The organism is Lactimicrobium sp. (genome assembly GCF_036453465.1).
GTDB lineage: Bacteria > Bacillota_I > Bacilli_A > Erysipelotrichales > Erysipelotrichaceae > Bulleidia.
Genome location: NZ_JAZHUW010000001.1, coordinates 1 through 25,895, shown reverse-complemented (window position 1 = coordinate 25,895; position 25,895 = coordinate 1). Strand labels below are relative to the sequence as shown.

The 25,895-nt window shown below is 47.5% G+C and carries 28 protein-coding genes; 6 read left to right on the top strand and 22 right to left on the bottom strand.

What is annotated here, in order from left to right; translation table 11 throughout:
• The first annotated feature begins 13 nt into the window (after nucleotides 1-13).
• Together queA and SOI44_RS00135 are read left to right on the top strand one after the other, a co-directional pair.
• A complete protein-coding gene (queA, locus tag SOI44_RS00140) occupies nucleotides 14-1,045 on the top strand; it encodes a tRNA preQ1(34) S-adenosylmethionine ribosyltransferase-isomerase QueA (protein WP_442914571.1) in 1,032 nt (343 codons plus the stop codon).
• Entirely contained in the window at nucleotides 1,038-1,724 is a 687-nt protein-coding gene (locus SOI44_RS00135) for an epoxyqueuosine reductase QueH (protein ID WP_331347221.1), read from the top strand. Before queA ends, SOI44_RS00135 begins: the two co-directional genes overlap by 8 nt.
• A 43-nt stretch (nucleotides 1,725-1,767) precedes the next feature.
• Here SOI44_RS00135 and SOI44_RS00130 read toward each other — a convergent pair whose 3' ends face one another.
• Complete coding sequence (locus tag SOI44_RS00130) at nucleotides 1,768-2,082, bottom strand: hypothetical protein (RefSeq protein ID WP_331347220.1); 315 nt, start codon at nucleotides 2,080-2,082, stop codon at nucleotides 1,768-1,770.
• Nucleotides 2,075-2,653 (bottom strand): TetR/AcrR family transcriptional regulator, encoded by a 579-nt coding sequence (locus SOI44_RS00125; protein ID WP_331347219.1) that lies wholly within the window; start codon nucleotides 2,651-2,653, stop codon nucleotides 2,075-2,077. Before SOI44_RS00125 ends, SOI44_RS00130 begins: the two co-directional genes overlap by 8 nt.
• 90 nt (nucleotides 2,654-2,743) lie before the next feature.
• On the opposite strand from SOI44_RS00125, the gene SOI44_RS00120 reads away from it, so the two are divergent.
• A complete protein-coding gene (locus tag SOI44_RS00120; RefSeq protein ID WP_331347218.1) occupies nucleotides 2,744-3,532 on the top strand; it encodes a putative RNA methyltransferase in 789 nt (262 codons plus the stop codon).
• Nucleotides 3,533-3,536: 4 nt separating this feature from the next.
• Here the strand turns inward: SOI44_RS00120 and SOI44_RS00115 are convergent, their stop codons facing one another.
• Genes SOI44_RS00115 through SOI44_RS00090 form a run of 6 tightly spaced genes read right to left on the bottom strand, consistent with a single transcriptional unit; the run spans nucleotide 3,537 to nucleotide 7,596 of the window.
• Nucleotides 3,537-4,052 (bottom strand): hypothetical protein, encoded by a 516-nt coding sequence (locus tag SOI44_RS00115; RefSeq protein WP_331347217.1) that lies wholly within the window; start codon nucleotides 4,050-4,052, stop codon nucleotides 3,537-3,539.
• Complete coding sequence (locus tag SOI44_RS00110; protein ID WP_331347216.1) at nucleotides 4,042-4,449, bottom strand: hypothetical protein; 408 nt, start codon at nucleotides 4,447-4,449, stop codon at nucleotides 4,042-4,044. The genes SOI44_RS00115 and SOI44_RS00110 overlap by 11 nt, the downstream gene beginning before the upstream one ends.
• A gap of 27 nt (nucleotides 4,450-4,476) precedes the next feature.
• Nucleotides 4,477-5,658, bottom strand: coding sequence for an NAD(P)-dependent malic enzyme (locus SOI44_RS00105; protein WP_331347215.1), 1,182 nt, complete (start codon nucleotides 5,656-5,658; stop codon nucleotides 4,477-4,479).
• On the bottom strand, nucleotides 5,655-6,194 hold the full coding sequence (locus tag SOI44_RS00100; RefSeq protein WP_331347214.1) for a Fe-S-containing hydro-lyase: 540 nt from the start codon (nucleotides 6,192-6,194) through the stop codon (nucleotides 5,655-5,657). Before SOI44_RS00100 ends, SOI44_RS00105 begins: the two co-directional genes overlap by 4 nt.
• Nucleotides 6,194-7,033 (bottom strand): fumarate hydratase, encoded by an 840-nt coding sequence (locus SOI44_RS00095; RefSeq protein ID WP_331347213.1) that lies wholly within the window; start codon nucleotides 7,031-7,033, stop codon nucleotides 6,194-6,196. The genes SOI44_RS00100 and SOI44_RS00095 overlap by 1 nt, the downstream gene beginning before the upstream one ends.
• Before the next feature lie 53 nt (nucleotides 7,034-7,086).
• On the bottom strand, nucleotides 7,087-7,596 hold the full coding sequence (locus SOI44_RS00090) for a helix-turn-helix domain-containing protein (RefSeq protein ID WP_331347212.1): 510 nt from the start codon (nucleotides 7,594-7,596) through the stop codon (nucleotides 7,087-7,089).
• A gap of 159 nt (nucleotides 7,597-7,755) precedes the next feature.
• Between SOI44_RS00090 and htpG the strand changes: the two genes are divergently transcribed.
• Nucleotides 7,756-9,774 (top strand): molecular chaperone HtpG, encoded by a 2,019-nt coding sequence (gene htpG, locus SOI44_RS00085; RefSeq protein ID WP_331347211.1) that lies wholly within the window; start codon nucleotides 7,756-7,758, stop codon nucleotides 9,772-9,774.
• 149 nt (nucleotides 9,775-9,923) lie between these two features.
• Here the strand turns inward: htpG and SOI44_RS00080 are convergent, their stop codons facing one another.
• The 6 genes from SOI44_RS00080 to SOI44_RS00055 form a co-directional block, all read right to left on the bottom strand.
• Nucleotides 9,924-10,355 carry a hypothetical protein gene (locus tag SOI44_RS00080; protein WP_331347210.1) on the bottom strand — a complete coding sequence of 144 codons (432 nt, stop codon included), beginning with the start codon at nucleotides 10,353-10,355 and terminating at the stop codon, nucleotides 9,924-9,926.
• A gap of 569 nt (nucleotides 10,356-10,924) precedes the next feature.
• Nucleotides 10,925-11,392 (bottom strand): hypothetical protein, encoded by a 468-nt coding sequence (locus SOI44_RS00075; protein ID WP_331347209.1) that lies wholly within the window; start codon nucleotides 11,390-11,392, stop codon nucleotides 10,925-10,927.
• A gap of 466 nt (nucleotides 11,393-11,858) precedes the next feature.
• The gene (locus SOI44_RS00070) at nucleotides 11,859-12,080 is read right to left on the bottom strand and encodes a hypothetical protein (RefSeq protein WP_331347208.1); all 222 of its coding nucleotides are present in this window, start codon (nucleotides 12,078-12,080) and stop codon (nucleotides 11,859-11,861) included.
• A gap of 284 nt (nucleotides 12,081-12,364) precedes the next feature.
• Nucleotides 12,365-13,273, bottom strand: coding sequence for a DMT family transporter (locus tag SOI44_RS00065; protein ID WP_331347207.1), 909 nt, complete (start codon nucleotides 13,271-13,273; stop codon nucleotides 12,365-12,367).
• On the bottom strand, nucleotides 13,270-14,454 hold the full coding sequence (locus tag SOI44_RS00060) for a cation diffusion facilitator family transporter (RefSeq protein ID WP_331347206.1): 1,185 nt from the start codon (nucleotides 14,452-14,454) through the stop codon (nucleotides 13,270-13,272). The genes SOI44_RS00065 and SOI44_RS00060 overlap by 4 nt, the downstream gene beginning before the upstream one ends.
• Nucleotides 14,451-14,933, bottom strand: coding sequence for a hypothetical protein (locus SOI44_RS00055; RefSeq protein WP_331347205.1), 483 nt, complete (start codon nucleotides 14,931-14,933; stop codon nucleotides 14,451-14,453). The genes SOI44_RS00060 and SOI44_RS00055 overlap by 4 nt, the downstream gene beginning before the upstream one ends.
• A 96-nt stretch (nucleotides 14,934-15,029) precedes the next feature.
• Between SOI44_RS00055 and SOI44_RS00050 the strand changes: the two genes are divergently transcribed.
• Together SOI44_RS00050 and SOI44_RS00045 are read left to right on the top strand one after the other, a co-directional pair.
• Nucleotides 15,030-16,034 carry a helix-turn-helix transcriptional regulator gene (locus SOI44_RS00050; RefSeq protein WP_331347204.1) on the top strand — a complete coding sequence of 335 codons (1,005 nt, stop codon included), beginning with the start codon at nucleotides 15,030-15,032 and terminating at the stop codon, nucleotides 16,032-16,034.
• Nucleotides 16,012-16,743, top strand: coding sequence for an NAD-dependent protein deacylase (locus SOI44_RS00045; protein ID WP_331347203.1), 732 nt, complete (start codon nucleotides 16,012-16,014; stop codon nucleotides 16,741-16,743). Before SOI44_RS00050 ends, SOI44_RS00045 begins: the two co-directional genes overlap by 23 nt.
• A gap of 44 nt (nucleotides 16,744-16,787) precedes the next feature.
• On the opposite strand, the gene SOI44_RS00040 is transcribed toward SOI44_RS00045, so the two are convergent.
• The 8 genes from SOI44_RS00040 to SOI44_RS00005 form a co-directional block, all read right to left on the bottom strand.
• A complete protein-coding gene (locus SOI44_RS00040) occupies nucleotides 16,788-18,263 on the bottom strand; it encodes an alpha-amylase (protein WP_331347202.1) in 1,476 nt (491 codons plus the stop codon).
• A gap of 3 nt (nucleotides 18,264-18,266) precedes the next feature.
• Nucleotides 18,267-18,785, bottom strand: a complete 519-nt coding sequence (locus tag SOI44_RS00035; protein WP_277008529.1) for a CarD family transcriptional regulator — start codon at nucleotides 18,783-18,785, stop codon at nucleotides 18,267-18,269.
• A gap of 64 nt (nucleotides 18,786-18,849) precedes the next feature.
• Entirely contained in the window at nucleotides 18,850-19,308 is a 459-nt protein-coding gene (locus SOI44_RS00030) for a TM2 domain-containing protein (RefSeq protein ID WP_331347201.1), read from the bottom strand.
• A gap of 67 nt (nucleotides 19,309-19,375) precedes the next feature.
• Nucleotides 19,376-20,593, bottom strand: a complete 1,218-nt coding sequence (locus SOI44_RS00025; RefSeq protein ID WP_331347200.1) for a class I SAM-dependent rRNA methyltransferase — start codon at nucleotides 20,591-20,593, stop codon at nucleotides 19,376-19,378.
• 68 nt (nucleotides 20,594-20,661) lie between these two features.
• A complete protein-coding gene (locus SOI44_RS00020) occupies nucleotides 20,662-21,603 on the bottom strand; it encodes an ABC transporter permease (RefSeq protein ID WP_331347199.1) in 942 nt (313 codons plus the stop codon).
• Nucleotides 21,600-22,727 carry an ABC transporter permease gene (locus SOI44_RS00015; protein WP_331347198.1) on the bottom strand — a complete coding sequence of 376 codons (1,128 nt, stop codon included), beginning with the start codon at nucleotides 22,725-22,727 and terminating at the stop codon, nucleotides 21,600-21,602. The genes SOI44_RS00020 and SOI44_RS00015 overlap by 4 nt, the downstream gene beginning before the upstream one ends.
• Complete coding sequence (locus tag SOI44_RS00010; protein WP_331347197.1) at nucleotides 22,724-24,271, bottom strand: ABC transporter ATP-binding protein; 1,548 nt, start codon at nucleotides 24,269-24,271, stop codon at nucleotides 22,724-22,726. Before SOI44_RS00010 ends, SOI44_RS00015 begins: the two co-directional genes overlap by 4 nt.
• A gap of 130 nt (nucleotides 24,272-24,401) precedes the next feature.
• Nucleotides 24,402-25,577, bottom strand: a complete 1,176-nt coding sequence (locus SOI44_RS00005; RefSeq protein ID WP_331347196.1) for a BMP family lipoprotein — start codon at nucleotides 25,575-25,577, stop codon at nucleotides 24,402-24,404.
• Between the last annotated feature and the right edge of the window lie 318 nt (nucleotides 25,578-25,895).

Sequence of the window (25,895 nt, the reverse complement as noted above, 5' to 3'; positions counted from 1 at the left end):
GGATATCAACAATCTGAAAACAAGTGATTTTGATTATGATCTGCCGAAGGAGCTGATTGCGCAGACACCGTTAAAGGACCGCAAGGCAAGCCGGATGATGGTTGTGCATATGAACAGCGGTGAGCTGGAAGACAAGCATTTCTATGACATTGTGTCCTACTTCCATAAGGGTGATGTTCTGGTCCGCAACAATACACGTGTCATCCCAGCCCGTCTATACGGCACCAAGGAAGAAACAGGAGCCCATGTGGAACTGCTGTTATTGAGACAGATGGAAGATGATATCTGGGAGTGCCTGGTTGGCAATGCCCATGTTGTGAAATTAGGCACGGTTGTCTCGTTCCATGATGGCAGGCTGAAGGCAAAGTGTGTTGAGGTAGAAGATAAAGGCCTGCGCAAGTTCAAGATGATCTATGATGGCATCTTTAATGAGATTCTGGATCAGCTTGGTGAGGTACCCCTGCCCCCGTATATTCATGAAAAGCTGAATGACCCGGAGCGCTATCAGACTGTGTATTCCAAAGTGGAAGGAAGTGCTGCAGCACCAACGGCAGGCCTGCATTTTACACCGGAAATCTTTGCAAAGCTGCGTGAGAAAGGCGTCACCATTGTGGATGTCACGCTGCATGTAGGCCTTGGCACCTTCCGTCCGATGGATACAGAGAATGTCAAGGAACATCAGATGCATGCCGAGGTATGCTATATGTCCAAAGAGGCTGCGGATACGCTGAATCAGGCAAAGGCCGAGGGCAGAAGAATCATTGCCATCGGTACAACTTCCGTACGTACACTGGAGTCAGTCTGGAATAAGTATGGCTGCTTCCATGAGTGCACAATGGAGACAAGGCTGTTCATCTATCCGGGCTATCAGTATCATACAATCGATGGCATGTTAACAAACTTCCATCTGCCCAAGAGCACGCTGATCATGATGATCTGTGCCCTGGCCGGCTATGATCTTGTCATGAAGGCATACAAGCATGCCGTAGACGAAAAGTACCGTTTCTTCTCGTTTGGAGACTGCATGTTCTTAACCCATGAATGAACAGGAAAAAGAAGAATACCGTGCTTATCTGGCCAGCCGGAAATCATCCAATCGTACCAACTGGTATCTGAAATCACTGGATGAGCTGAAACAGGTGAAGGCATCCGGCACAAAGCCAAAGCTGCTGATGCATGCATGCTGCGGGCCATGTGCCGGCTGGCCGCTGGAATTTCTGCATGATTATTTTGACATCACGATTCTGTATAACAATTCCAACATCTACCCTGCCAGTGAATATACACGGCGGGAAAAGGAGTTGGAAAGGCTGCTGCCATTGCTTGGCATGGAGGATGTCAGGGTTGTTGTGCCGCCGTATGACAATCAGACATATACCAGGGAAATTCTCTCTTCACGGGCAGATGATCCGGAGGGCTGGAAGCGCTGCTTTGGCTGTTACCGTGCCAGGATGAAAGAAGGTTTCCACTATGCCCATGAACATGGTTTTACCTGGTTTACGACGGTGATGACGATTTCCCGCCAGAAAGACAGCCAGGTATTGAACCAGATCGGCCTCGAACTGGCAAAGGACTATCCGGATATCCACTACTTTGTTTCAGATTTCAAGAAAAAAGGCGGCCAGGTCCGCCGGGATGAGATCGTCTCACAGTACAACCTGTATCATCAGGATTACTGTGGATGTGTATATTCCTACAAAGAAAGACACCAGGATGATAAATAAGCATTCCGGTGTCTTTTTCTATTGATTTTCTGGTGTTTATTCTTTACTCTTCTTCACTGCTTTTCATGGCATCCAGCTTTTCCTGCAGCATGTCCACAAGCTTCTTCTTGGAGCGGATCAGTTCCATGACATCTTCTACATCAGACATCTGGGCATTGTTTTCCTTTGCCTCATAGTATGCCTGGCCAAGCTTTGTATAGGCCTTGGTAATATCACGCTGGTTCTGACCGATCTCAGACTGCAGCTTCATCTTCTTTGCCTGGAAGTCAGCCACATCCTTTACCTTCTTTGCACCGTCGTTGATATACTTTGCGACCATATCTGCGAAATCATTAAACTGCTTGTCAAAATCACTCATTGTTTTCATCCTTTCCGGATCTGTTAATCAGATCCCACACAATCTCTTTGATTTTCTCTGCATCCTTATCACCCTTGGATACCATATAGGCAATCCCGCCGGTGATCAGATCGGCATAATAATCGGCATTGCAGATGGCTGTCTTCTTGATGCGGTTTCCTTCTTCCAGCAGCTTCTTCAATGCCGCTGAACTGGCCTGTTTTGCCTCATGAACACTGCGGCTGCTCAAAGCAGAAAGATCCACATCATCCCGCTTGCCCTTCAGCTTTGCGTCCATATCCGCAAAGGACTGAATGCAGTTGTCAATGAACTGATCCACCTGCTGCTTCCAGTCAGTACTGCTCATATCCTTCATCATGGACTGGTTGAATGCCTCATTGTATTTCTGACTGATGGCATCAATCACATCATCCTTTGATTTGAAGTAGTAGTAGAACAGTCCCTTGGCCACATCTAGCTCTTTTACGATGTTATTGACCGTTGTGTCCATGATGCCGTTCTCCTTGAACAGCTTTTCCGCCGCATCCACGAATTCCTGTTTTCTTTCTTCTGTATTCTTACTATCTTTCATGGATACCTCCTGCCAGTTATATAGCACATGACTGACTCCCAGTCAATATTCTTTCCTTTTCTGCTGGTCTGATTTTGTTACAATAGAGCCATGCAAATTCTATGTCCGATCTGCCATATGCCGCTTATGCATCAGGATCATCAGGCCGTCTGTCATAATGGCCATAGCTTTGACTATGCCTCCAGCGGCTATCTGAACCTGTTTCTTTCGCAGAAGAAAGCTCATGGTGACAATAAGGAAATGATTCAGGCAAGAAGTGCCTTTTTAAACAGCGGTGCCTATGGCTTTCTGCGGGATGCGCTTGTCAAAGAAGTGCAGCAGTATCATCCGCATACATTTCTCGATCTTGCCTGTGGGGAAGGCTACTATACACAGAAAATACCGGTGAAAGAAAAGTATGGCATTGATCTATCCAAGGATGCCTTGAAACATGCTGCAAAGCAGGATGCATCAACCCAATATCTTCTTTCTTCGATCTTTGATCTGCCCTTTGCGGATCAGTGTGCCGATATGATACTGACCTGTTTTGCCCCTTTTGCCAGAGAAGAAGTGGAACGTCTGCTTGTGCCGGGCGGGCATTTTGTCTTTGTCACACCGGGACCGGACCATCTGATTGAGATGAAACAGGTTCTGTATGATCATCCCTACCGCAATATCATCAAGCCGCTGGATACTTCACTTGCATTGATCGATCAGAAGATGATTTCAGATACGTTCTGCGTTTCTGCGGATCTGATGCAGGCATTGTTTGCCATGACACCCTATGCCTACCGGACCGGTGCCAGAGGCAAAGAAAAACTGGTGCAGGCGGGATCGTTCCCTCTTACTGCCCAGTTTGTCATACGTATCTATCAGAAACAGCCGGAAGAACAACTGTGAAAGCTCACAGGCTGATTTCTTCTGGCTTTTCTTTTTCTCTGCCGGAAACAACAGCATTGCGCTGCTGCAGTGCATCATGGTTCTGCATCTTTTTCAGACTGGCTCTGACTTCTTCCTTCAACAGTTTCAGAACATAGTCAGTTGACAGAGACAGATGGGATGCCATCAGATTCACCGGTTTGCGCTGAACATAGGCACGCCACAGCAGTCCCCGGCAGCCAGGATCCGGTATATTTTCCAATACGGTAATAATATACTGAATCCGATCCAGCACCTGCTGGATTTCTTCCTCAACCAGATCTTTCTGGTGCATGATTTCCAGCCGCGGATCAGAGGATGGCTGATGATTGTCCGCCCCCATCACCTTACTCAGATCAACGGAATGTACGCCTTCGGCATTGTGGATCAGATGGCTGCGGCGCAGCTGCAGCCGCTGCAGTCTGCCAAGGTCATCAAAATAGCCGCGGCATGCCTTTTTGAAATAGGCAAATGTATACTGATCCGTGCACTCATTGTCCATCGTCATATACCTTCTTCATCCATTTGTTCATTGCATACTGCAGCTGCCTTCTGGAAATACTGAGACGGCTGGCAAGATCTTCCTGGGTATCCATTTCTACAAAGTGATGCCAGAGAATCTGTTTTGCGGATGATCCGCACAGATTCTCGGCAGCGGTAAAGACATGGTCTACCCTTGCCACATCTTCCAGCAGATACTGATACAGTTCCAGCTCTCCCCTGCCGGTTTCATCGGCTACGCCGATCTTGATCAGCTCTGGTGAAAACGACATATCCTTGAATTCCGGATGTTCTTTTTCAATCCGCTGTATTTCTGCTTTTTCCAGCAGATACAGCCGTCCTGAAATACGAATGGATGTCAGCCAACTTCGGTAATCACTGTCCTGCGCTTGTGTCATGTGTTCCCCACCCCTGTTTATTCTTATTTATGAACGTACAAAGCCAGAGCGGACTGCCTCCTCGGCAACTGCTTTGGCAACTGCCGGTACAACCCTCTCATCAAATGGCGATGCAATAATGTGATCTGTGCTGAGATCCTTCTCATCAATCAGTGAAGCAATGGCCATGGAAGCGGCGATCTTCATATCTTCAGTGATTCTGGTCGCATGGGCATCCAGGGCACCGCGGAACAGACCCGGGAAGGCAAGCAGATTGTTTACCTGATTGGGATTGTCACTCCTGCCTGTTCCCACAATCCATGCCCCGGCCTCTTTGGCTTCCTGGTAGGTAATTTCCGGTTCCGGATTTGCCATCGGGAAGACGATGTTCTTTTCATGCATGGAAGCTACCATCTCTTTGGTAACCAGACGCGGTGCAGATACACCGATGAAGATATCGGCATCTTTCAGACCTTCCGCAAGGCTCTGGTAATCTCTGCCATCCAGGTTGACATACTGCAGCAGTTCCTGGCGCAGATCATCGTATTCATCTTTGTGGCTCGGCCGCAGGCAGCCATTGATATCAAAGGCATAGATGTGATGGAAGCCATAGTGGTACAGCATGCGGATGATGCTGGATCCCGCGGCACCGGTGCCGCTGATGACAACCTTCATATTCTCCGGCTTTTCATGGCGCAGCTTCAGAGCATTGATCAACGCTGCCAGAACCACAATGGCAGTGCCATGCTGGTCATCATGGAAGACCGGAATATGCATCTGCTGGATCAATGTGCGCTCAATGGTAACACAGCGCGGTGCAGAGATATCTTCCAGGCAGATTGCCCCAAAGCTTGGCTCCAGGGCTTTGACAATCTTGATAATTTCCTGCGGATCCTTGGTATCCAGGCAGATCGGCCAGCCGTCAATACCGGCAAAGCGCTTCATTAACAATGCCTTGCCTTCCATGACCGGCAGGGCTGCCTCAGCCCCGATATCACCAAGGCCAAGCACCGCCGTACCATCTGAAACAACCGCTACCGTGTTGCCGCGGTCTGTATACTTATAGCTGTTTTCAGGATTCTTCTGGATTTCCAGGCATGGCTGGGCAACACCTGGTGTATAGGCAATGGAAAGATCATGGGCATTCTGACAGGGAACCTTTGGCTCCACTTTCAGTTTGCCATGATACTTTGCATGCAGCTGCAGGGATTCTTCGTATAAATCACTCATAACTGACTTCCTTTCTGATCATAAATATCATTGCCTCTGGCATCGATGCCGACAAAACACGGCATATCCTTTACTGTCAGTTTGCGGATGGCTTCCGAGAGCAGATCGTCAAACGCAATCGTTTCACAGGACGTGATGCAGTGTGACATCAGGGCACCGGCACCGCCGACGGCAATGAAATAGACCGCCTGATTGCGGACAATGGCTTCTTTGACTTCTTTACTGCGGCGTCCTTTGCCGATCATCGCCTTCAGTCCCAGGTCCAGCAGTTCCGGAGTATAGGCATCCATACGGGATGAGGTGGTTGGTCCGGCTGAGCCGATCAGATGAATGCCATCTGATGGTGTCGGCCCGACATAGTAGATCACACTGCCCTTTAGATCAAAAGGCAGCGGCTTACCTTCTTTGATCAGCTGTGCCATGCGCTTATGCGCCGCATCTCTGGCTGTATAGATAACCCCGGACAGCAGGACGCCATCCCCGGCATGCAGGCTTTCAATATCTTCCTCTTTCAGCGGCAGTTGGATTTTTTTCATCACAGTACGATCCTTTCATGGCGGCAGACATGGCAGCAGATATTCACTGCACATGGCAGGCCGGCAATATGAGTTGGATAATACTCGGTCTGTACTTTCAGCACAGTGGTATGGCCATGCAGGCCCATGGGGCCGATATCAAGCTTGTTGGCCTCGTTCAGCAGGCTGTCTTCGAGCTTGGCATAGCGGGGATCCGGATTGCTTTGAGAAAGCGGCCGCAGCAGTGCCTTCTTGGCAAGATAAGCACTGTAGTCAAAGGTACCGCCGATGCCAACGCCGACAACCATGGGCGGACAGGCATTGGGACCGGCCTTGGCAATCGTATCCAGCACAAACTTTCTGACACCATCCAGTCCTTCAGCAGGTTTGAGCATCTTTAAAGCGGACATATTCTCAGAGCCAAATCCCTTTGCCATCAGATCAATGGTAAAAGTATCTCCTTCAACAATATTCGTATAGATGATGGCCGGTGTATTATCACCGGAATTATGACGGTCAAACAGTGGATCACTGACTGCCGAAGCACGCAGGTAATTCCTGGTGTAGCCTTCTGCCACACCGCGCTGGATGTTTGCAGCAAGCGGTCCGTTGATATGAACATCCTGGCCCAAGGTGACATATGCCGTCACAAGGCCTGTATCCTGACAGATGGGAAGATGTTCTTTGGCAGCAATATCCGCATTTTCCAGCAGGATATCCATCACCTGGCCGGAAATGCCGGTTTCCTTCTTTCTGGCCTGCTGCAGGGCAGCCTTTACATCAGGCTGATAATGGACATTCATGCGGCCGCAGGCATCACGGATCAGCGGCACAAGCTGACCGGCTTCAATTTCTCTCATACGACTATTTTAGTACAAACAGGCCGTGTTTTCTATCATCACTGTCTGCCGGTTCATTCCTTCCCTTTCAGATCACTTGCTTTTTTCGCATTTCTGGCCCACTTTTCCATATTTTTCTGGATCTTCATCTGCCGTTTGCGGTTTTCCACCCACTCCATATCCTGACGGATATCCTCTTCTTCACTCAGATATTTCATGCCGTGCAGGCAGAGTGTTTTCACAGATGTCTGTACATACTCCGGCCGCCGGCGGTATGCCATGATCATCTTGACTTCTTCTTCGCTGAGATGCCATCCGGCATTCTCTTCATGGGAGTGATAGCCAAGCAGTTCATCCGGGGTGGTGTGAAATACATCACAGTATTTGATGATGACTGAGGCACCCGGTTCATAATGCCCGTTTTCATAGGCAGAAATGCTGCGGTGGTCAAGGCCGATCTTCTCACCAAGCTCGCGCTGTGTCATTCCTGCCTGGATCCGCAGCTTTCTCATATTGAGATTCACCCTGTGCAGGCTTTCTTCCTGTTTTCTGCTGTTATCCTGTCCATGATCTTTGCTAGACATTTCTATACCTCCGCAATTGATTGTCTGTTCACTATGTTGCCATTATAAATGGAACTACACCTTTTGCATACTGTCAGATACCGTTTGCAATCACCATACAGGAGTGCTAATATACATTAGCAGTTTAAAAGCAAGAGTGCTAAATGGAGGTGTGTAACGATGGCAAAAAGACAGTTTAAAGCCGAATCCAAGAGACTGTTGGAATTGATGATCAATTCCATTTACACGAATAAGGAAATCTTCCTGCGTGAATTGATTTCCAATGCCAGTGATGCGCTGGACAAGCGCCACTATTTATCATTGACGGATCATGATCATCCTGATGATGCAAAGGATCTCAAGATTGTGATTGAGCGCCATCCGGATACCCGTCAGCTTGTCATTGAGGACAATGGCGTTGGTATGACAGATGAGGAACTGGAGAAGAATCTTGGCACCATTGCCAGATCCGGTTCTGCAGAGTTCCGTCAGGCCATGGAAAAAGCAGATGAGGATACTAACATCATCGGCCAGTTCGGTGTTGGTTTCTATTCTGCCTTCATGGTTGCCAAGCATGTGCTTGTCGAAACAAAGAGTGTGCACAGTGACCAGGCGTATTCCTGGAGTTCCTCTGGTGAAGATGGCTATGTCATCTCCAAGATTGAAAAGGATGGTGTGGGTACCAGAATCACCCTGGATCTGAAAGATGATACCGATGATGAGAAATATTCAGACTATCTGCAGGAATACAAGATCCGTGATCTTGTGAAGAAGTACAGTGACTATGTCCGCTATCCGATCGAGATGGAGTGTGAAAAGAGCATTCCGGATCCAACCGATAAGGATAAGACGATCACAACCACAGAAGTACAGACACTGAATTCCATGGTGCCGCTGTGGAAGAAGAACAAGAATGAGATCAAGCCGGAAGAATACAATGAATTCTACAAGGCAAAGTTCGGTGACTGGGAAGATCCGCAGAAAGTCATTCACTATCATGTCGAAGGCAATGTGTCCTACACTGCCCTGCTGTTCATTCCTTCCAAGACACCGTACAACTTCTATTACTCGGATTATGAACCAGGCCTGCAGCTGTATTCCAAGGGTGTGTTCATCCTGGATAAGTGCAAGGATCTGGTGCCGGAGTATTACCGCTTTGTCAGAGGACTGGTGGACAGTGATGATCTGAATCTGAACATTTCAAGAGAGATGCTGCAGCAGGACCGTCAGGTCAAGGCCATTGCCAAGTCCATTGAAACCAAGGTGCACAATGCCCTGGAAGAAATGCTCAAAAATGACAGAGCAGGCTATGAGAAGTTCTTTGACAACTTCGGTTTGAATCTGAAGTATGGTGTTTATCGTGACTATGGCGTAAACAAAGAGAAGCTGCAGGATCTGATTCTGTTCAAGTCCAGCAAGGAAGACAAGTATGTCACTCTGAAGGAATATACAGACAGAATGCCAAAGGAGCAGAAGGCGATCTATTATGCCTGCGGCAGTTCCATCGAAGAGATCAAGCGTTCACCGATCTTTGCCAAGGTCATTGACAAGGGTTATGAAGTTCTCTACTTCCTGGATGAGCGTGATGAGTTCTTCTCCGGCATCATGCAGTCCTATGCTGACAAGCCTTTCCAGAATATTTCCAAGGGTGATCTGGATCTGGATACAGAAGAAGAAAAGAAAGCCAAGGAAGAAACTGCTGAAAAGAACAAGGATATGCTTACTGCCATTAAGGATGACCTGGATGGCAAGGTCAAGGAAGTCCGTATTTCTTCCCGTCTGAAGGATGATCCGGTGATCATTGTTTCTGATGAAGGTGTTTCCCTGGAGATGGAGAAGTATATGTCCCAGGATCCGATGAACCAGCATATCAAGGCTGAAAAGATTCTGGAGATCAATCCTGACCATCCGATCTTCAAAGTTCTGCAGGATGCCTACAAGAATGATAAGGCACAGCTGAAAGACTATGCCGGTGTCCTGTATGATCAGGCAATGTTAATCCAGGGTCTGCCGGTTGATGATCCGGTTGCTTATACCCGCAAGGTAACTGAGCTGATGCTGAAAGCTGCCGGAAGCAACGCAGGCAAAGAAGATCCTGTTGAACCTGCCAGGACAGAAGAAAACAGCGAAACAGCAGAAACTGAAAAGGCAGAAACTGAAGAAAAGACGGAAAAAGAGGAAACTGCTAACAATCAGTAACACCATTGAAAAGACGCATCATGACAATGCGTCTTTTTCATATGCAAGAAATTAGTTTATACTAATCCTATATCCTCTTAAACTGTCAAGCTCTTGCACCCGATAAGGAGATCACTTCAAATCCCCTGCTGCCATATTGTTACAATTATCTATTTTCCCGAAACAATCACAACACCAACCGGCATCATATGCAGATCGGTACCAAGAGAAGAAAGATCCACAAATCCTGCATAGCCTAGCTTCGGCGTAAAGCCAAGCCTCTCATCCTTCACCGGCTGCGGATTCACATAGATACGGTTCCTGCTAAAATAGATGTCACTGCGTTGCTGCGAAAGAAACTGTGGATTGACATCCTGTTTCTGCGCCACAGACGTCCCAATTCTCAGCACATTTTTCTCTCCAAGCACAACCACTTCACCTGTCTGATCATTGAACGCAATCGCACCATACTGCCCATCAAGACAATAGATCTTCTCAATCTGCCCTTCATTGTCAACCAGCAAAAAGTAGCTCAGTGCATCATGGGGATACTGTGAGGTTCCCTGAGCAAGAATCACATTCTTCCCCTGCTGAAAGTCCACAGGATTGATCGCATCATAGCTGATCTCAACATCTGATCTCGTTGTCCTGTTCTGATAGAGCTTTATGCCAAGAAAAACATTCAGTCCCAATGAAACAAGTACAGCGATCAGCAGAATCTTATTTTGTACTATTATTCATTTTTGCACTTATTTTATCTAATATTTCTGTATTTGCTTGTAAGTTCAAACAGTCTTATACATCGACCTTGAGAAGTTTCATTTTACCAAATCACAAATTATAGATGTTGTCACAATCAATCTATCTTTATGGTCTCATCATTTCTATAATATTTTCCTGATAGTTTCTAAATTGCAAAACGCAGTGCAACAGATCTATTGCATTGTATTGGCTTGCATTCCGATCATGGACGCAAGCAAGACAGTAATGAAAGAATCAGGAGACGCTTTTTCTTTCCTCTGCTGCCCGTCTTATCACTATTTCTGCTGCATCCGTATCAGACGAGTTCAAAGCAACAAGCACAGACGGAATGCAAGTTCACATAGCTGTCTGTCCAAAATACAACTGAATACATACAGGGAAATTGCTGCAGGTAATTCATATCTGTCTGTTATTCCGTTTTGTCAATCAGCGGAAGTGTCATAGTATAAGAGAAACCCGGATAGCCGTCACTGCTGTCATATGCAATCTTATATTGATACTCTTTCATGATAGCTTTGACATCATCCACTTTATCATCCGGAATCTTTACAGATATCTGTTCCTTGGCTGTGCTTGCTGTATACCCTTCAGCGGGACAAAGATCTGTATCATCTAGTGATTCGTCTGCGTTGTCAATAATGGTGACCATGTCCAGAAATTTCTGGTCTTCAATCTGCATACTTCCGGTATGCCTGTTCATTGGCTGATCCAGATGAAGTTCGGTACCGATATCATAGTGATCGCCATGCGGAATAATAAACTGACAGCCTTTTACATGCACTGCCGCATCATCTTTCTTCTGGCATCCACTGAAGATACCAGCAAAAACAAGACTCATCGAAAGCAGAATATTCTGGTTTAAAAACTTCGTGACCATGATGGAGAATATGCTCCTTTCCCTCTGGTTACATCTGATTGGACATAAAAGCGCGTTGCTGTAAGATACGAAGTCGTACTGTAGGAAACAGATAGAATCCACAACAAACGACACACTCTCTGATGAGCTTTGACAGCGCTACCTGTGTATTACGCATGTCGAGCTTACCGAAAAAGAGAGCATTATTAACATAGCTATTTCGGCTTTTTTCCTCAGGAAGTGTACAATAAGCAGAAGCAGCTCAAAACCTGATAAATCAGCAAAATCATACATTTGCATAATAAATCAGTGGTTACAGATATCACCGTTTTTGTACCTGCTGACTGACATACAGATCCCTCTATACTCTTTTCAGAAATACTTTAAATGATAAATGAATTAAATGAAAGAGTTGATGTATAAAAGTCAGCCATTTCTCAATAGTGAAAAGCAAAATGCTTAATTCACCCACATGGGTATGAATGCTTTAATAGGACGCATTGATCCTGAATAAATGCTGCTCCTTTAAAGATTCCCCGGTGATATGGCAATGAAACCATTGTGTTGTTCCTGCCATCAGTTCCTTTTCTTTCCCGAGAATCTCTTCCAGAAGACTGAGAAACGTATGACGATTGTTGAAGTCACACTTAACAGAGACATCAGCCCGTTCTGCAGTCTTCCTGATGGGAACCAGCTTAAGTGTATCCATGCAGATCTGTGCTTCCTGCCATGAATATCGCGGCGATAAAAACATATGCGCTCTGAACCGCATACAAGGCATACCTCAGGTACACATGCGTTCAGATTATCATGAATCCGGATCATTTCCATGACTGTTTTACAGATAGTCTCTTTCTGGCTGTCAGTGAATCTGGCAAATTCTTTTCGTATGCAGAGAATGGCAACCAGGAAGGCTGGAGCTGTTGTACCTGTTCTGGTGCAGTTACACAATTTGGTGAAGCAAGCTTCACATTTTCAAATATCTATCTGGGATCAGGAATCATTCCGGCTGGCAGATGTTTTCGGCAGTGTTTCCTTCTTTTTATCCAATGGCAGCTGAGCAAGAATAACTGCACTGAAGGTCAGCATGCAGCCAAAGATTTCCCGGATGGTCAATACCTGGTGCAGCAGCAGAAATCCTCCTATACATGCAAAGACAGATTCCAGTGACATCAGCAGGGAAGCAATGGCTGGCTCGGTGTCTTTCTGTCCGATGATCTGCATGGTATACCCTGCTCCACTGGATAAGATACCGGCATACAGGATTGGCACTGCTGCATTGTACAGATCATGCAGCGATGGCTTTTCAATGAGAAACATTGGTCCGGCACACAGCAGTCCTGCTGTAAAAAACTGCAGGCAGCTTAGCCAGATGCCATCGGTATGGGATGTGAAGTGATCCGCCGTTATGATATGCAATGCAAAGCCGCAGGCACATAGCAGTAACAGGATGTCTCCCTTTGCCAGAGAGAATGAGCCGTTCATGCACAGGAAGTAAAGACCACCTGTTGCCAGAGCTACGCTGATCCAGATGCGCTTTTGCAGGTGTCTGCCGCCCAGAGCAAGAAAGAGCGGGACAAAGACAACATAGAGAGCTGTCAGAAAGCCGGCTTTGCCTACCGCAGTGCTGATGATTCCAACCTGCTGCAGCATGGAACTGATGCCAAGCAATAAGCCGCAGGCAATGCCGCCTTTGATCAGTTCCTTCTTTGAGGAATGTACCGGTGGTACAAGTTTATGGAGAAAAGGCATCAGGACCAGTAATGTCAGACCGCCAATGATGGATCTGACACAGTTAAAGGTCCATGGACCGATACTGTCCATGGCAGCACTCTGGGCGACAAAGGCCATACCCCAGATGAATGCAGTTAATAACAGCAGAAAGCTTCCCTTGTTTTTCATGGCTGGTCTCCTTCTGTAAAGGCATGGTCAAAGGTGATTCTTGTTTCCAGGCTGGCAGGATCACACTTGAGTTCACTATTGATTCTCCGGGTAATTTCCTGTTGTGACAATGGGCATTCAAACGGGACCAGCAGATCAAAGATCAGGATAATCTTCTCTTCATCATGATCGATACGGAAATCATGCATGGTGATGCCGGCATTCATTTCCTTAAGCAGATCAAGGATTTCCTGACGGTAGTGCTGCCGCTCAGGATCTTCAGTATCAACTGGATCTGTATGCAGGGTTATATCCACATGGAGCTGATCACGGATTTCCTTTTCACATGTATCGGCCAGCTGGTGGGCACCGACAAAGCTCATCGTACTCTCAAGCTCCACATGGGCAGAACCGATCTTCTGGCCGGGACCATAGTCATGAATAATCAGATCATGCACGCCCAGTGCTTCCGGATGGGCCAGGATCATTGCTTCAATGCGGCTGGTCAATGCCGCATCCACCGGCCTTCCCAGAATCCGATCGACGATGTCTTTGGCAAGTGAGAATCCGGATTTCAGAATCAATATGGAAACCAGAGTTCCCATGATGCCATCAATCGGGAAATTTTTAAAAACCAGGGAAAGGATCAAAGAGAGCAGTGTGACACTGGTTGTCAGTACATCGCTTTTTGAATCCTGGGCACTGGCCAGAAGAATGGTGTTATCGGTTGCCTTGCCAAGGTATTGATAGAAGGATGCCATCCATACTTTGACAAGTACGGATGCCAGCAGAATGATAAATAACGGCAGTGAGAACGTAATTGTCTCTGGATGCAGAATTGAGGTAATACTGCTCTTGAACAGTTCCAGAGCGACCAGGCAGATCAGGATGGATGCACCGAAGCTGATGACATATTCCATGCGGCCATGACCGAAGGGATGGCCCTTGTCTGCTGGTCTTGCGGCCATGTGATAGCCAGCCAGTGAGACGATGCAGGTGATGCAGTCAGACAGATTGTTCAAGGCATCAGCGGTGATGGCCATGGCATGCATTACCATGCCAATGGTGAGCTTGAGGGCAAACAGGAACAGATTGCATACGATGCCTGCCCCGCTGCCAAGGGTGCCATAGGCAAGCCTTACACTTTCTTTCTGGGTATCCTTTGCGTCCGGGATCAGTTTTTGTACCAGCCATTTCGTCATAACTGGTATTCTACACCGGTTGTCCTCCTTCTGTCATGTCTCCTCTTCGCAAAAAGCAGCTGTTTTGCAGTCCCGGCTGCCACTGGCATAAAAAGCAGATCAAGAATGGAAGTGCAGGATGGCACCAGTACGGCCATGGCAATGATTCTCATCACAGCATAGAATGCACAGAGATACAGTGATGTTTTCATGCAGCTTTCCTGTCTGGCAGCATAGCGTACAGAGACAAGTACAGCATCGGCTTCCAGTAGAATAAATACGGGTTCTTTGAAGAACAGATGGCACACCAGCAGATAGCCTTCCATGATCGCTGTGCCTATTATGGCCGGAAGAATCATATCTTTATGCAGATGTAGGATTGCCATGGCAAGAATGACTGTGCCAAGCAGGAAGGCCGGCACCTGCAGATACTGGGCAGCCATGCCATAGGCAAACAGCAGTCCTGTCATCATCAGCTGGTATTGTACTTTTGTATTCATGTTCACATCCCCTCTTTTCTTTGACAGCTATGATGATACGGAAAAGATTTGGTTTTACTGTACGTGTTCGCGTACAATAAAAGAAAAAGGAGTCTTATGCAGCAGAGAGATCGTGAGTATATTACGTTGTTACTATTACAGTATCTGAGTGAGGAAAGTGATGCCGGCAGCCCCATTTCCCTGGTGCAGATGCAGAGCTTTCTGAGTGAGCATGGCATCAGTGCCGACCGCCGTCCTTTGTATCGGACTCTGGATGCGATGGAAAAAGCAGGATATCCGCTCGTGCGTGTGCATAAAAACAATGCCTATACGTACTATCTGGATCACCGCTTTTCACTTGGTGAAGCATTTGTACTGGTGGATGCCATCCGTTCTTCTTCTGCTTTGACAACGGAAGATAAACAGGCATTTTATGAGAAGCTTAGAGATCTCTTGTCACATCGGGAAAGAGATATGCTGCCGATTGTAACAAGTGTCAAAGAGAAGACGGAAAACCGGCAGGTGCTTGCCACAATTGGTCTTTTGATCAATGCCATTGCCTCGTATCATCTTGTTTCTTTTCACTACTATGATCTAACTCCGGGAAAAGAGAAAAAGATGCGCCGTGATGGTGCTGTGTATACGATGATGCCGGTGTGGCTGTATGCCAATGACGGACGTTATTATGCAGTCTTCTGGAGTGATAAATATCAGGGATTATCTTCTTACCGCATTGATAAGATGGATGATGCCCGTATGATGGATGCAATCCATGATCCGGTCCGCTTTGATCCTGAGGAATGGATGCGCAAGACATTCCATGCCTATACCGGAGATGCCGATACTATTACGGCTGTCTTTGACAACCGTATGGCCCAGCAGCTGTTTGATCAGTTTGGCATGGATATCATTATCTCGCATCGTGATCAAGATCACTTCACGGCTTCGATCCCTGCTGCCATCACCCCTACCCTGACAGCCTGGCTGCTGCAGTTTGGTGATCAGGTGCATGTATTGAAGCCACATTCTTTGATTGACAGTATGATTGCCATCGCTGATGGCATTCAGAAAAACTATAATAGTAAGCAGGAGGCAGAACATGAGCGATCCAGAAAAGATTGAAGCCCTGCAGAAGATTATTGATGCAGGCAAGAAGATTGTGTTTTTTACCGGAGCTGGTGTTTCCACAGACAGCGGCATCCCGGATTTCCGCTCACAGGACGGACTGTACCAGATGAAGTATGCCTATCCGCCGGAGGAGATTGTTTCCCATACGTTCTTTTACAAGCATCCTGATGAGTTTTATCGTTTCTATCATGACAAGATGCTGCACCTGGACGCAAAGCCAAACTATACCCATGAATTCATTGCAAAGCTGGAAGAGAAAGGTAAATCGCTTGGTGTAGTGACACAGAACATTGACGGCCTGCACCAGAAAGCCGGCAGTAAGCATGTGTGGGAGCTGCATGGCTCCACCCTGCGCAATTATTGCACAAAGTGCGGCAAACACTTCTCAGCAGAATATGTTGCCCAGAGCAAGGGCATTCCGTATTGTGACAAGTGCGGCGGCATCATCCGTCCGGATGTTGTCCTGTATGAAGAAGGTCTGGATGAGGAAGTTGTCCAGGGCGCTGTTGATGCCATTGAGCAGGCCGATGTCATGATTGTGCTTGGCACAAGCCTGGTTGTCTATCCGGCTGCCGGCTTATTGAGATACTACCGTGGCAATCACCTTGTTCTCATTAACAAATCAGTTACCCCATATGACCAGCAGGCAGACCTGCTGATTCAGGATACCTTTGCCAACGTGCTGCCAAAGATTAAAATCTGAAAGAAACAGCAAGACCTCAGAGTTTATGGCTCTGAGGTCTTTTCTTACGGCTGATGAATCATGTTCAATGCATCTTTTCTGATGTAGACAGATACGGATCCGCCATTGCAGGCAAAGGTACCCGTGCCATCCTGGCTGATCGTTACTTCCTGATTCACATGGCCAAGGGCATCCACCATTGTCACACCTGCCAGTTCTTTTGACACATACATCTGTTTATATCCGCCGGCATTGTCACTCATGATCACAGCAATGCCGCTGTCTGAATGATCATTATCTCCGGCTCTTGTAAAGCCGACAACATTGGCATCATCAAAATAACTGGTCTGCTGGCCATAGGCAAACAGATGCCGGATCTGGATCAGTGTGGGAAGCTCTGCGACCGGGCCATAATTGTCATGCGGGATGCCATAAAGATCTCCATAGAATACACAGGGAATGCCTTTGTCAATTAAAAGAATCAGTGCGTAGGCAAGCGGCTTGAACCAGCCTTCAATCCATGACTGCAGGGCCTGTCCGGGCTGGGTGTCATGGTTATCAACAAAGGTGACAGCCTGTGCGGACCGCTGCAATACCAGCGTATTGTTCCAGATCGAGCCCATGTCATAGTTGCCCCACCCATGAGAAGCATCATAGAAATGATAATGCAGCGGCACATCAAACAATGACATGGTGTTGTTGGTAACATCCAGATAATGCAGCAATCTGCCATCATCACCATTCCAGTACTCACCTAGTGCAAACAGATTCTTCTTTGCATAGCTGCGCATATTGGCAAGCCAGTCACGGAAGAATTCGAAGTGGATATGTTTGACTGCATCCAGCCGTACCCCATCCGGATGGACCAGGTCGAGGTACCATCTGCCCCATCGATTGAGTTCCTCAATGACTTTGGGATCTGTCATATCCAGATCACATCCCATCAGATAGTCAAAGTTGCCATCTTCAGGATCCACATCAGAATCCCAGTGTTTGCCCACAAAGCGGAAAATGGAAGAACGATGGCTCTTTTCATCCCAGTCAGTACCGTTGAAACAGGTATGGTCCCAGATAAACGGATCATATTTTCCCTGTCTGCCTGGGAAAGTAAACTTTGTCCAGGCAATGATTGTCTCAGTTCCGGAGATATCCTGTTCGCGGTTGCTTGGGTTGTCTTCAATGGCTTCAACTTCTTCGGTTTCATCGGCACCCATCTTCTGGTTGAAGACCACATCTCCCAACACTTTCAACCCCTGCTTATGCATGGCACTGACACAGTCCAGGTATTCCTGTTTTGTGCCGTATTTGGTTCTGATGGTGCCTTTCTGGTTAAATTCACCAAGATCATAGAGATCATAGATGCCATAGCCAACATCATGTATGCCGCCCTGTCCTTTAGTGGCCGGCGGCAGCCAGATCATGGTCAGTCCAAGTGAAGAAAAAGAAGGCGCAAGTGCTGCTGCCTTCTTCCAGAATGATCCATCTTCACTCAGATACCACTCAAAGCACTGCAGAATTGTCTCATTGCTCTGTTGTGACATTCGTTACTCTTTCTGTGCAGAAGCCTTCTGAACTTCCTTTTCAAAGTATGCCTTGGACTCATCAAAGCTCATGCCAAGGGAAGCACCGATCTCATCATAGAGATAACGCTCTGCTTTCTGCAGATATTCATCATCAATCGATGCCAGCTTCTTGTGATTGGCAATGCGCTCCTCATTGCGGGCATAGGATGTCTTGATGATCCTGACAAGATCCTCAATGTCATCCCCCTTCATCAACGTCGCATACTGACTCTTCATGTTCGCAGGCTTACTGACAAGTGTCTCAATATCCGGTGTATTGTCAATGAGCTCACGGATCTGCTGGCGGGTGACAAGGTCACGCAGATGGCCTCCCTTGTTGGAAACCGGGACCTGCATCTTCACCGATCCATCCGGTTTCAGGTATGGCACGAGAATATAGCACTGCTCACCTGTAAAGTCACTTTTCGCAATCCGGACAACCCTGCATACATCTCTGCGGTATACAACGAGGTCACCCTTCTTATATCTTTTCTGATCCACGGTTATCACCCCTTTCGCTAACTGACATTATAGCATAAAAAGGGCTTTTTTTCCAGTTATGGGGTCAGCGGTGCAGCTCGGTCATGCCATTTACAGATGGCTGACTCAGAACTTTGACTGCCGCAATGATGGATTTAACTTCAAGAATAATCGGAATGGCAATGGTCCACCAAAATATCAGTGTCAATAACAGATACTTCAGACCGCGCTTGTTATCACCTGCATAGAAATGATGAACGCCAAAGATGCCAAACAGAAAGGCCAGCAGTGCATAGACAGCCGCATTGACTGTGACCGTATCACTTTCACGGGCAAATGCCTCATCAATGGTATCGGGTTCTGTATGACCATCATGCAGAACTGCCATGACTTTGCCATCTCCTTCATACACATCCACTTTGTCACCCTGCATGGGTGTAAAGTTGAAGGCAGACAGCGGCAGTTCCTTCAATGTATTGTTATGATAGTTCCCAAGTGATACCGTTCTGTGTTCCTGGTCAACTTTCAATACTTTCCAGCTCATATGCATTCACCCCCATTGGTAAGGTCATGATAGCATAGGTGCCTGCTGTCTGACTCTTAAGAATGCATCAAATGATCTGGACAAGGAAATATTTGAGATAATCGGTTTCCGGTACTGCCACCAGAACCGGATGGTCCATGGAGGCATGTCTTTCTTCGACAATGCGCACCTGTACGCCTGCCTCTCTTGCGGCATCTTTTAACATGTCTTTGAAAGCTTCGGTCGGCATGAAGTGCGAACACGAACATGTGGCCAGATACCCGCCTCTAGGCAAAAGTTTCATTGCCATGGCATTGATGCTTGTATAGCCGCTGCGGGCATGTCCATATGTCTTTCTGCTTTTGGTAAAGGCCGGTGGATCCAGGATGATCAGATCAAAGAACGCATGTTCTGCCCGTAGTTTCGGTAATACTTCAAAGACATCTCCCTGCAGAAAGTCCATCTTGTTTTCAATGTGATTGAGGATCGCATTCTTTTTTGCCATATCCAGGGCATCCTGAGAGATATCCATGGCGGTGACATGCTTTGCCCCGCCCATCACAGCATTCATGGCAAAGGAGCCTGTATGCGTGCAGCAGTCCAGCACAGTTCTGTCTTTGGCAAGATGTCTGACCGCCATACGGTTGTATTTCTGATCCAGAAAGAACCCTGTCTTCTGACCGTTTTCAACATCCACTTCATATTCAACGCCATTTTCATGTATATGCACAATGGGTGTATCCGGATGGTTTTCGCCATACCATCCCTTGTACTGTTTCAAACCTTCCTTTTTGCGCAGTTCACCTTCATTGCGCTCAAAGATGCCATGAATGACTTCACCCTTTTGTGCCAGCTGATCAACCAGCTGTTTGTAGATGATATCCTTGACCTGTTCCATGCCATAGCTGGCAACCTCCGTTACAAGAATATCTTCATAGCGGTCTACTGTTAAACCGGGCATCTCATCACTTTCACCATGAATCAGCCGGCAGGCCCTGAAATCTTCTGGCATGACATCCAGACGATACTGCAGCGCATATCTGACTCTTCTGGCCCAGAAAGCTTCATCAAAGACATCATTGGCATTGCGTGACAGCAGACGGATACGGATCTTACTCTGTTCACTGTAAAAGCCTGTACCAAGATAATTGTCACGGCTGCCAAACACATCAATCAGACAGCCGTTTGTTATATTTCCTTCCTGTGAAACAATCTCATCTTTATATACCCAGGGATGCCCGTCATGAATGCGGTTAGCCTGTTTTTTGGTCACAATAGCCCTTGGGTATGTTCTTTCCATCTTCATATGCAATTCTCCCGGCCATTATCCTAGCACAGAAAAAGAGTGTTTCCGGAAAGAAACACTCGATTTGCTTATCTGGAACCCTTGTCGTACGGAATACCTTCTGCTTTCGGGGCAGCCGAATTGGCAGAGGTGAAGGCAAGCACAACCAGGGAGATGATGTATGGCATCATGTTGTATACCGTGCTTGGAATATTCAGGGCACGTAGGAACGGGATGCCGGTGTAAACATTGGAAAGTGCACGGAAGAAACCGAACAGCAGTGCCGCAAAGCCAATGCGCCATGGTTTCCACTGACCGAAGATCATGACGGCCAGTGCCAGGAAGCCAAAGCCGGCAACACCGACTTCGAATTTCCATTCAGAGACACCGGCTGTGATATAGGCAATACCGCCCAGTCCGCCAAGTACACCGGAGATCAGTACACCTGCCCAGCGCATCTTATAGACATTGATACCGACAGAGTCAGCTGCCTGTGGGTTTTCACCACATGCTCTTAAGCGCAGACCGAACTTTGTCTTATACAGAACAATGAAAGAAATGATCAGGGCTGCCAGGGCAATGGCCATGAACCAGCTGAATTCGAAGCTGCCAAAATACATGACAAACTTCTTTTTCTGATCGACATATGCCAGAATCGTACTGACATCTGAGGAATCATGCGCTGTGTTGTATGTTCTGACAATGACGGATGCCACCGCGGTTGCAAGCAGGTTCATAGCGGTACCGATCAATGTCTGATCGGCGTTGAAGTTGATGCAGGCCACACCAAGCAGGCAGGCAAATAAAGCACCAAAGGCTGCAGCGGCCAGACAGACAATCAGGATCATGAAGAATGCCGGTGTGGAGGCAGGCATGAGTTTCATGGCCAAAGCACCGCCCATGGCACCAAGTACCATGATGCCTTCCAGACCGAGGTTGATGACGCCGGAGTGTTCAGAGAAGCAGCCGCCCAGGGCAACTAAACCAAGCACGGAGGCAAAGATTAACATGTACTGTAATAACAGGGTCATTTCTGGGCACCTCCCTTCTCAGGTTTCTGATGATTCTTATCTTTTGTGCCGATCTTGTTCAGCACATACTTGAAGAACAGTACGAAGCCGCAGGCATAAATGATGATGCCGGAGATCAGATCAGAGATCTGGGAGGCATATACCATACGGTCGATCATGGAACCGCCATCGGTGATGGACTGGATAAAGAATGAAGCAAAGATCGTACCAATCGGATTCAGGCCGCCAAGGAAGGTTGCGGCGATACCGTTGAAGCCCATGCCCGGTACAGCAGCGGCTGTTGTTTCCCACTTGGAGAAGCCGGACAGATACATGAAGGCTGCGCCGATACCGGCGAGTGCACCGCCAATGGCAAGCGTGACAACAATGTTTTTCTTTTCCTTCATGCCGGCATACTTGGCAGCATTTTTGTTAAAACCGGTTGCCATGATTTCATAGCCGAACTTAGTCTTTTTCAGGATAATCCAGATCAGAATGGCAATCAGAATGGACAGCGGAATTGCAATTGTCACGTTGGCATTGTTGTTAAACAGTTTGCCCAGACCCGCACCTGGCATCAGGGAAGATGGAGATGCCGCGTCAAGGGACAGTGTATATGGGGATGCTGTATCCTTGGCACCGTTGGAACTGAGAACCGTGTTGGTGATATACAGCATGATCCAGTTGAGCATGATGCCGGAAATGACTTCATTGACATTGCGGTATGCTTTCAGAGCACCGGAGATCACGGCCAGGATGGCACCGGCTGCCGCTGCGGCAAGTACACATACATACCAGGGCAGATGCCAGAAGAGTGCACAGGACAGGGCTGCCACAGCACCGGCTTCATACTGACCGGCTGCACCGATATTGAACAGGCCTGCCTTGTAGCAGAAGCAGATGCTCAATGCACACATTAACAGTGGTGCCGTCTTGACAAGAGTATTGCCAAGGGCCTTGAGTCTTGCCGGTGTGGTATTGCGGCTCATAAAGTTGAGCAGAATTGTTGAAATTGCTTTGCCGGCATCCTTTGGTGAAATGATGACCAGAACAAGATAGCCGATCAACAAACCGATGACAATACAGATCAAAGAAGCACATACGGCCTGTACGCCAGGCTGTTTCCAGAAACTTTTCTTCTTCATGAACGGGCCTCCTGATGATCACGCTTGGCACCGGACATATACAGGCCAAGTTCTTCGACCGTTGTTTTCTTCGGGTCGACTTCGCCGACAATCTCACCTTCATACATCACCAGGATGCGGTCAGAAAGATTCATGACTTCATCCAGTTCCAGTGAGACAAGCAAGACGGCATCGCCGGCATCCCGCTGGGCAATGAGCTGCTTATGGATATATTCGATGGCACCAACATCCAGGCCGCGGGTTGGCTGTACTGCAATGAGCAGTTTGTGCTGGCGGTCAAGCTCTCTTGCCACAATGGCCTTCTGCTGGTTGCCGCCGGACATGGAGCGGGTAATGGTCGCTGCTCCCTGGCCGGAGCGGATATCATACTGTTTGATCAGCTTGTTGGCATAGCTGCGGATGGCACCGGTTTTTAGGAAGCCTGCCTTATTGGTGAATTCCGGTTCAAAATAGCGCTGCAGAACAATGTTGTAATCCAGCGGGAAATCCAGGACAAGGCCATGTTTCTGGCGGTCTTCCGGAATATGGGAAAGCAGATGGTTGCGCTGACGGATCGTATCATGCGTAATATCTTTGCCATCGATGGTGATGGTCCCACCCGTGGTCTGTTCCAGTCCGGTCAGGCCATAAACAAGTTCGGTCTGGCCATTGCCATCAATACCGGCAATACAGACGATCTCACCGGCATGCACATCAAAGGAAACGCCTTTGACAGCATTGTTCTTGTGCTTGCGGGAAGGCACCACCAGGTTCTTCACGGAAAGTATGGTTTTGCCAGGCTTTGCCGGTGTCTTGTCAACAACCAGCTGTACATCACGGCCGACCATCATGCGGGAAAGTTCCTGCTCGTTGGTATCTTTGACATTAACTGTGCCAATGCATTTACCCTTGCGCAATACAGTAACCCGGTCAGCAACTTCCATGATCTCATTCAGCTTGTGGCTGATGAACAGGATGGACTTGCCTTCCTTGACAAGGTTCTTCATGATCTGCATCAGATCTTCAATTTCCTGCGGTGTCAAGACAGCCGTCGGCTCATCAAAGATCAGAATGTCATTGTCACGGTACAGCATCTTGAGAATTTCAGTACGCTGCTGCATACCGACAGTGATATCGGAAATGAGGGCATCCGGATCAACCTGCATGCCATACTTTTCACTGAGGGCAAGCACCTTCTTTCTTGCCTCGTCGGTCTGCAGGATGCCATGTTTGGTATCCTCCACACCGAGAATAATGTTCTGCAGTACGGTAAAGCACTGCACTAGTTTGAAGTGCTGATGGACCATGCCGATGCCAAGACGGTTGGCATCGGTCGGGTCATGAATCTCTACAACCTTTCCATCTTTCTTGATGGTACCCTCTTCAGCCTGATACAGGCCAAACAATACAGACATCAGTGTTGACTTGCCAGCGCCGTTCTCGCCAAGCAGGGCATGGATCTCGCCCTTCTTCAACTGCAGAGTGATATCATCATTGGCGATAATTCCCGGGAATCTCTTCGTAATATGCAGCATCTCTACTGCATACGGTGTTTCATCCGCCATGATTAATGATCTCCTTTCTTGTTGTAAATCCCTTAGCTCTATTGTAATGCAAATCGTACCCCACAAACAATGAAAAAAGACTGCAGATTGTTCTCTGCAGTCGTAAATTTTCAGGAATGAAACAAGGTAATTACTTCAGGCTTCCCTGGTAGTCAACCTTGACAACACCATCGTACTTGGACAGATCAACAGTTGTATCATTATCAACTTTCAGATCGCCATTGTAGAGTTTGCTGACGAGTTCCTTGTAATCATCTTCTGTGAAGCCATCGCCCCACTGTGTGGAATCAGCCAGCTGGACATAGTTCTTGCTCAGATCTGTTCCGGAAACAAGGCCCAGATTATCAGCCTTGCCAGCATAGTCGCTGTCCCACTTGCCAGCCTTGATGCCATCAAGAACTGCATTGACAGTTGCAGCAAGACCCTTCATAGCAGAAGTTACTGTCATGCCTTCACCATACTTGCCATCGATTGTTGCAGCCTGGTCGACATCGACACCGATCAGCTTGCCATTGACCTTGGCAGCAGCCTCAGCAGCAGATGTGTAGATAGAACCGCCGGCAGCGAAGACAAGCTCTGTTCCACCGGAGAACCATGTATCCATAGCAGCTGTGATATCAGCGTTGCCTGCAAATGCGCCGCCATAGACATACTTGATTTCAACATCGCTCAGACCAAGTTCCTTGGCTGCTTCATTGGCGCCCTGTACATAACCATAGCCGTATCTGATAACAGCCGGCACTGCCATACCGCCAAGATAGCCAAGCTTCTTATAGCCAAGCTTTACAGCTGCATAGCCTGCCATGTAGCCAGGCAGCTCTTCCTGATAAACAGCTGTGTAAGTATTGTCTCTTGTCCAGCCTGTCTCATTGGAATTTGTGTCCAGATCACTCTGGGAAACATCGATACCAACGAATTTGACATCCGGATAGTTGTCAGCTTCATCCACGATTGCCTTTGCGAATGCATAGCCAGGCATCACAATGATGTTGTAGCCTTCCTCAATGGCCTGTTCAATGGAAGCCTCACGATCTGCATCGGCATCAGAAGCCGGCTTGTAGTAGTTGAACTTTGCACCGTTCTTCTCTGCCCATGCCTTGGATGCTTCATAAGTTGTCTGGTTGAAGGACTGGTCAGTAATGTCACCATAGTCAGTGATCATGGCCACTTTCATGTCAGAACTGTCACTAGAACCAGAAGCCGCTGAAGATGATGATGAGGCTGCAGTACCACTGCTTGATGAGCCGCAGGCTGCGAGCGAAATGCTCATGAAGCCTGCCAGAGCTGCTGTTAAGAATTTCTTCATTTCTTTCCTCCTGACGTGATTTCACGCTACTATCATTTTATGAAAATCTGAAAGCGTTTGCAACGTATCTTTAACATTTGGGTGCTATAGAGCATGAAGTTTGTCTTATACTGAAACAATTTTCAAAGCTTCAAATCTTTCAGATAAAATACGGGGATTGTGTATAATGTTGCGTGCATTTATAAAGGATAAGCGTATGAAACAGATTCGAATCGTAAAAACCGGCATCAATGGCGAAGGCATCGGCTATGAACATCATAAGCCCGTCTTTGTCAAAGGTGCTTTGATTGATGAAACCGTACAGTATGAGGCTGACCA

Bases quoted from the DNA above. Each gene is read 5' to 3' on its own strand.
- SOI44_RS00045 (WP_331347203.1), top strand. From the start codon at position 16,012: ATGAGCGATCCAGAAAAGATTGAAGCCCTGCAGAAGATTATTGATGCA.
- htpG (WP_331347211.1), top strand. From the start codon at position 7,756: ATGGCAAAAAGACAGTTTAAAGCCGAATCCAAGAGACTGTTGGAATTG.
- SOI44_RS00050 (WP_331347204.1), top strand. From the start codon at position 15,030: ATGCAGCAGAGAGATCGTGAGTATATTACGTTGTTACTATTACAGTAT.
- SOI44_RS00055 (WP_331347205.1), bottom strand. From the start codon at position 14,933: ATGAATACAAAAGTACAATACCAGCTGATGATGACAGGACTGCTGTTT.
- SOI44_RS00125 (WP_331347219.1), bottom strand. From the start codon at position 2,653: ATGAAAGATAGTAAGAATACAGAAGAAAGAAAACAGGAATTCGTGGAT.
- SOI44_RS00070 (WP_331347208.1), bottom strand. From the start codon at position 12,080: ATGGATACACTTAAGCTGGTTCCCATCAGGAAGACTGCAGAACGGGCT.
- SOI44_RS00015 (WP_331347198.1), bottom strand. From the start codon at position 22,727: ATGAAGAAGAAAAGTTTCTGGAAACAGCCTGGCGTACAGGCCGTATGT.
- SOI44_RS00105 (WP_331347215.1), bottom strand. From the start codon at position 5,658: ATGAGTGATTTATACGAAGAATCCCTGCAGCTGCATGCAAAGTATCAT.
- SOI44_RS00100 (WP_331347214.1), bottom strand. From the start codon at position 6,194: ATGAAAAAAATCCAACTGCCGCTGAAAGAGGAAGATATTGAAAGCCTG.
- SOI44_RS00040 (WP_331347202.1), bottom strand. From the start codon at position 18,263: ATGTCACAACAGAGCAATGAGACAATTCTGCAGTGCTTTGAGTGGTAT.
- SOI44_RS00110 (WP_331347216.1), bottom strand. From the start codon at position 4,449: ATGACACAAGCGCAGGACAGTGATTACCGAAGTTGGCTGACATCCATT.
- SOI44_RS00025 (WP_331347200.1), bottom strand. From the start codon at position 20,593: ATGAAGATGGAAAGAACATACCCAAGGGCTATTGTGACCAAAAAACAG.
- SOI44_RS00010 (WP_331347197.1), bottom strand. From the start codon at position 24,271: ATGGCGGATGAAACACCGTATGCAGTAGAGATGCTGCATATTACGAAG.
- SOI44_RS00135 (WP_331347221.1), top strand. From the start codon at position 1,038: ATGAATGAACAGGAAAAAGAAGAATACCGTGCTTATCTGGCCAGCCGG.
- SOI44_RS00020 (WP_331347199.1), bottom strand. From the start codon at position 21,603: ATGACCCTGTTATTACAGTACATGTTAATCTTTGCCTCCGTGCTTGGT.
- SOI44_RS00120 (WP_331347218.1), top strand. From the start codon at position 2,744: ATGCAAATTCTATGTCCGATCTGCCATATGCCGCTTATGCATCAGGAT.
- SOI44_RS00065 (WP_331347207.1), bottom strand. From the start codon at position 13,273: ATGAAAAACAAGGGAAGCTTTCTGCTGTTATTAACTGCATTCATCTGG.
- SOI44_RS00060 (WP_331347206.1), bottom strand. From the start codon at position 14,454: ATGACGAAATGGCTGGTACAAAAACTGATCCCGGACGCAAAGGATACC.
- SOI44_RS00095 (WP_331347213.1), bottom strand. From the start codon at position 7,033: ATGAGAGAAATTGAAGCCGGTCAGCTTGTGCCGCTGATCCGTGATGCC.
- SOI44_RS00030 (WP_331347201.1), bottom strand. From the start codon at position 19,308: ATGAGCTGGAAAGTATTGAAAGTTGACCAGGAACACAGAACGGTATCA.
- SOI44_RS00005 (WP_331347196.1), bottom strand. From the start codon at position 25,577: ATGAAGAAATTCTTAACAGCAGCTCTGGCAGGCTTCATGAGCATTTCG.
- SOI44_RS00115 (WP_331347217.1), bottom strand. From the start codon at position 4,052: ATGGACAATGAGTGCACGGATCAGTATACATTTGCCTATTTCAAAAAG.
- SOI44_RS00090 (WP_331347212.1), bottom strand. From the start codon at position 7,596: ATGTCTAGCAAAGATCATGGACAGGATAACAGCAGAAAACAGGAAGAA.
- SOI44_RS00130 (WP_331347220.1), bottom strand. From the start codon at position 2,082: ATGAGTGATTTTGACAAGCAGTTTAATGATTTCGCAGATATGGTCGCA.
- SOI44_RS00075 (WP_331347209.1), bottom strand. From the start codon at position 11,392: ATGGTCACGAAGTTTTTAAACCAGAATATTCTGCTTTCGATGAGTCTT.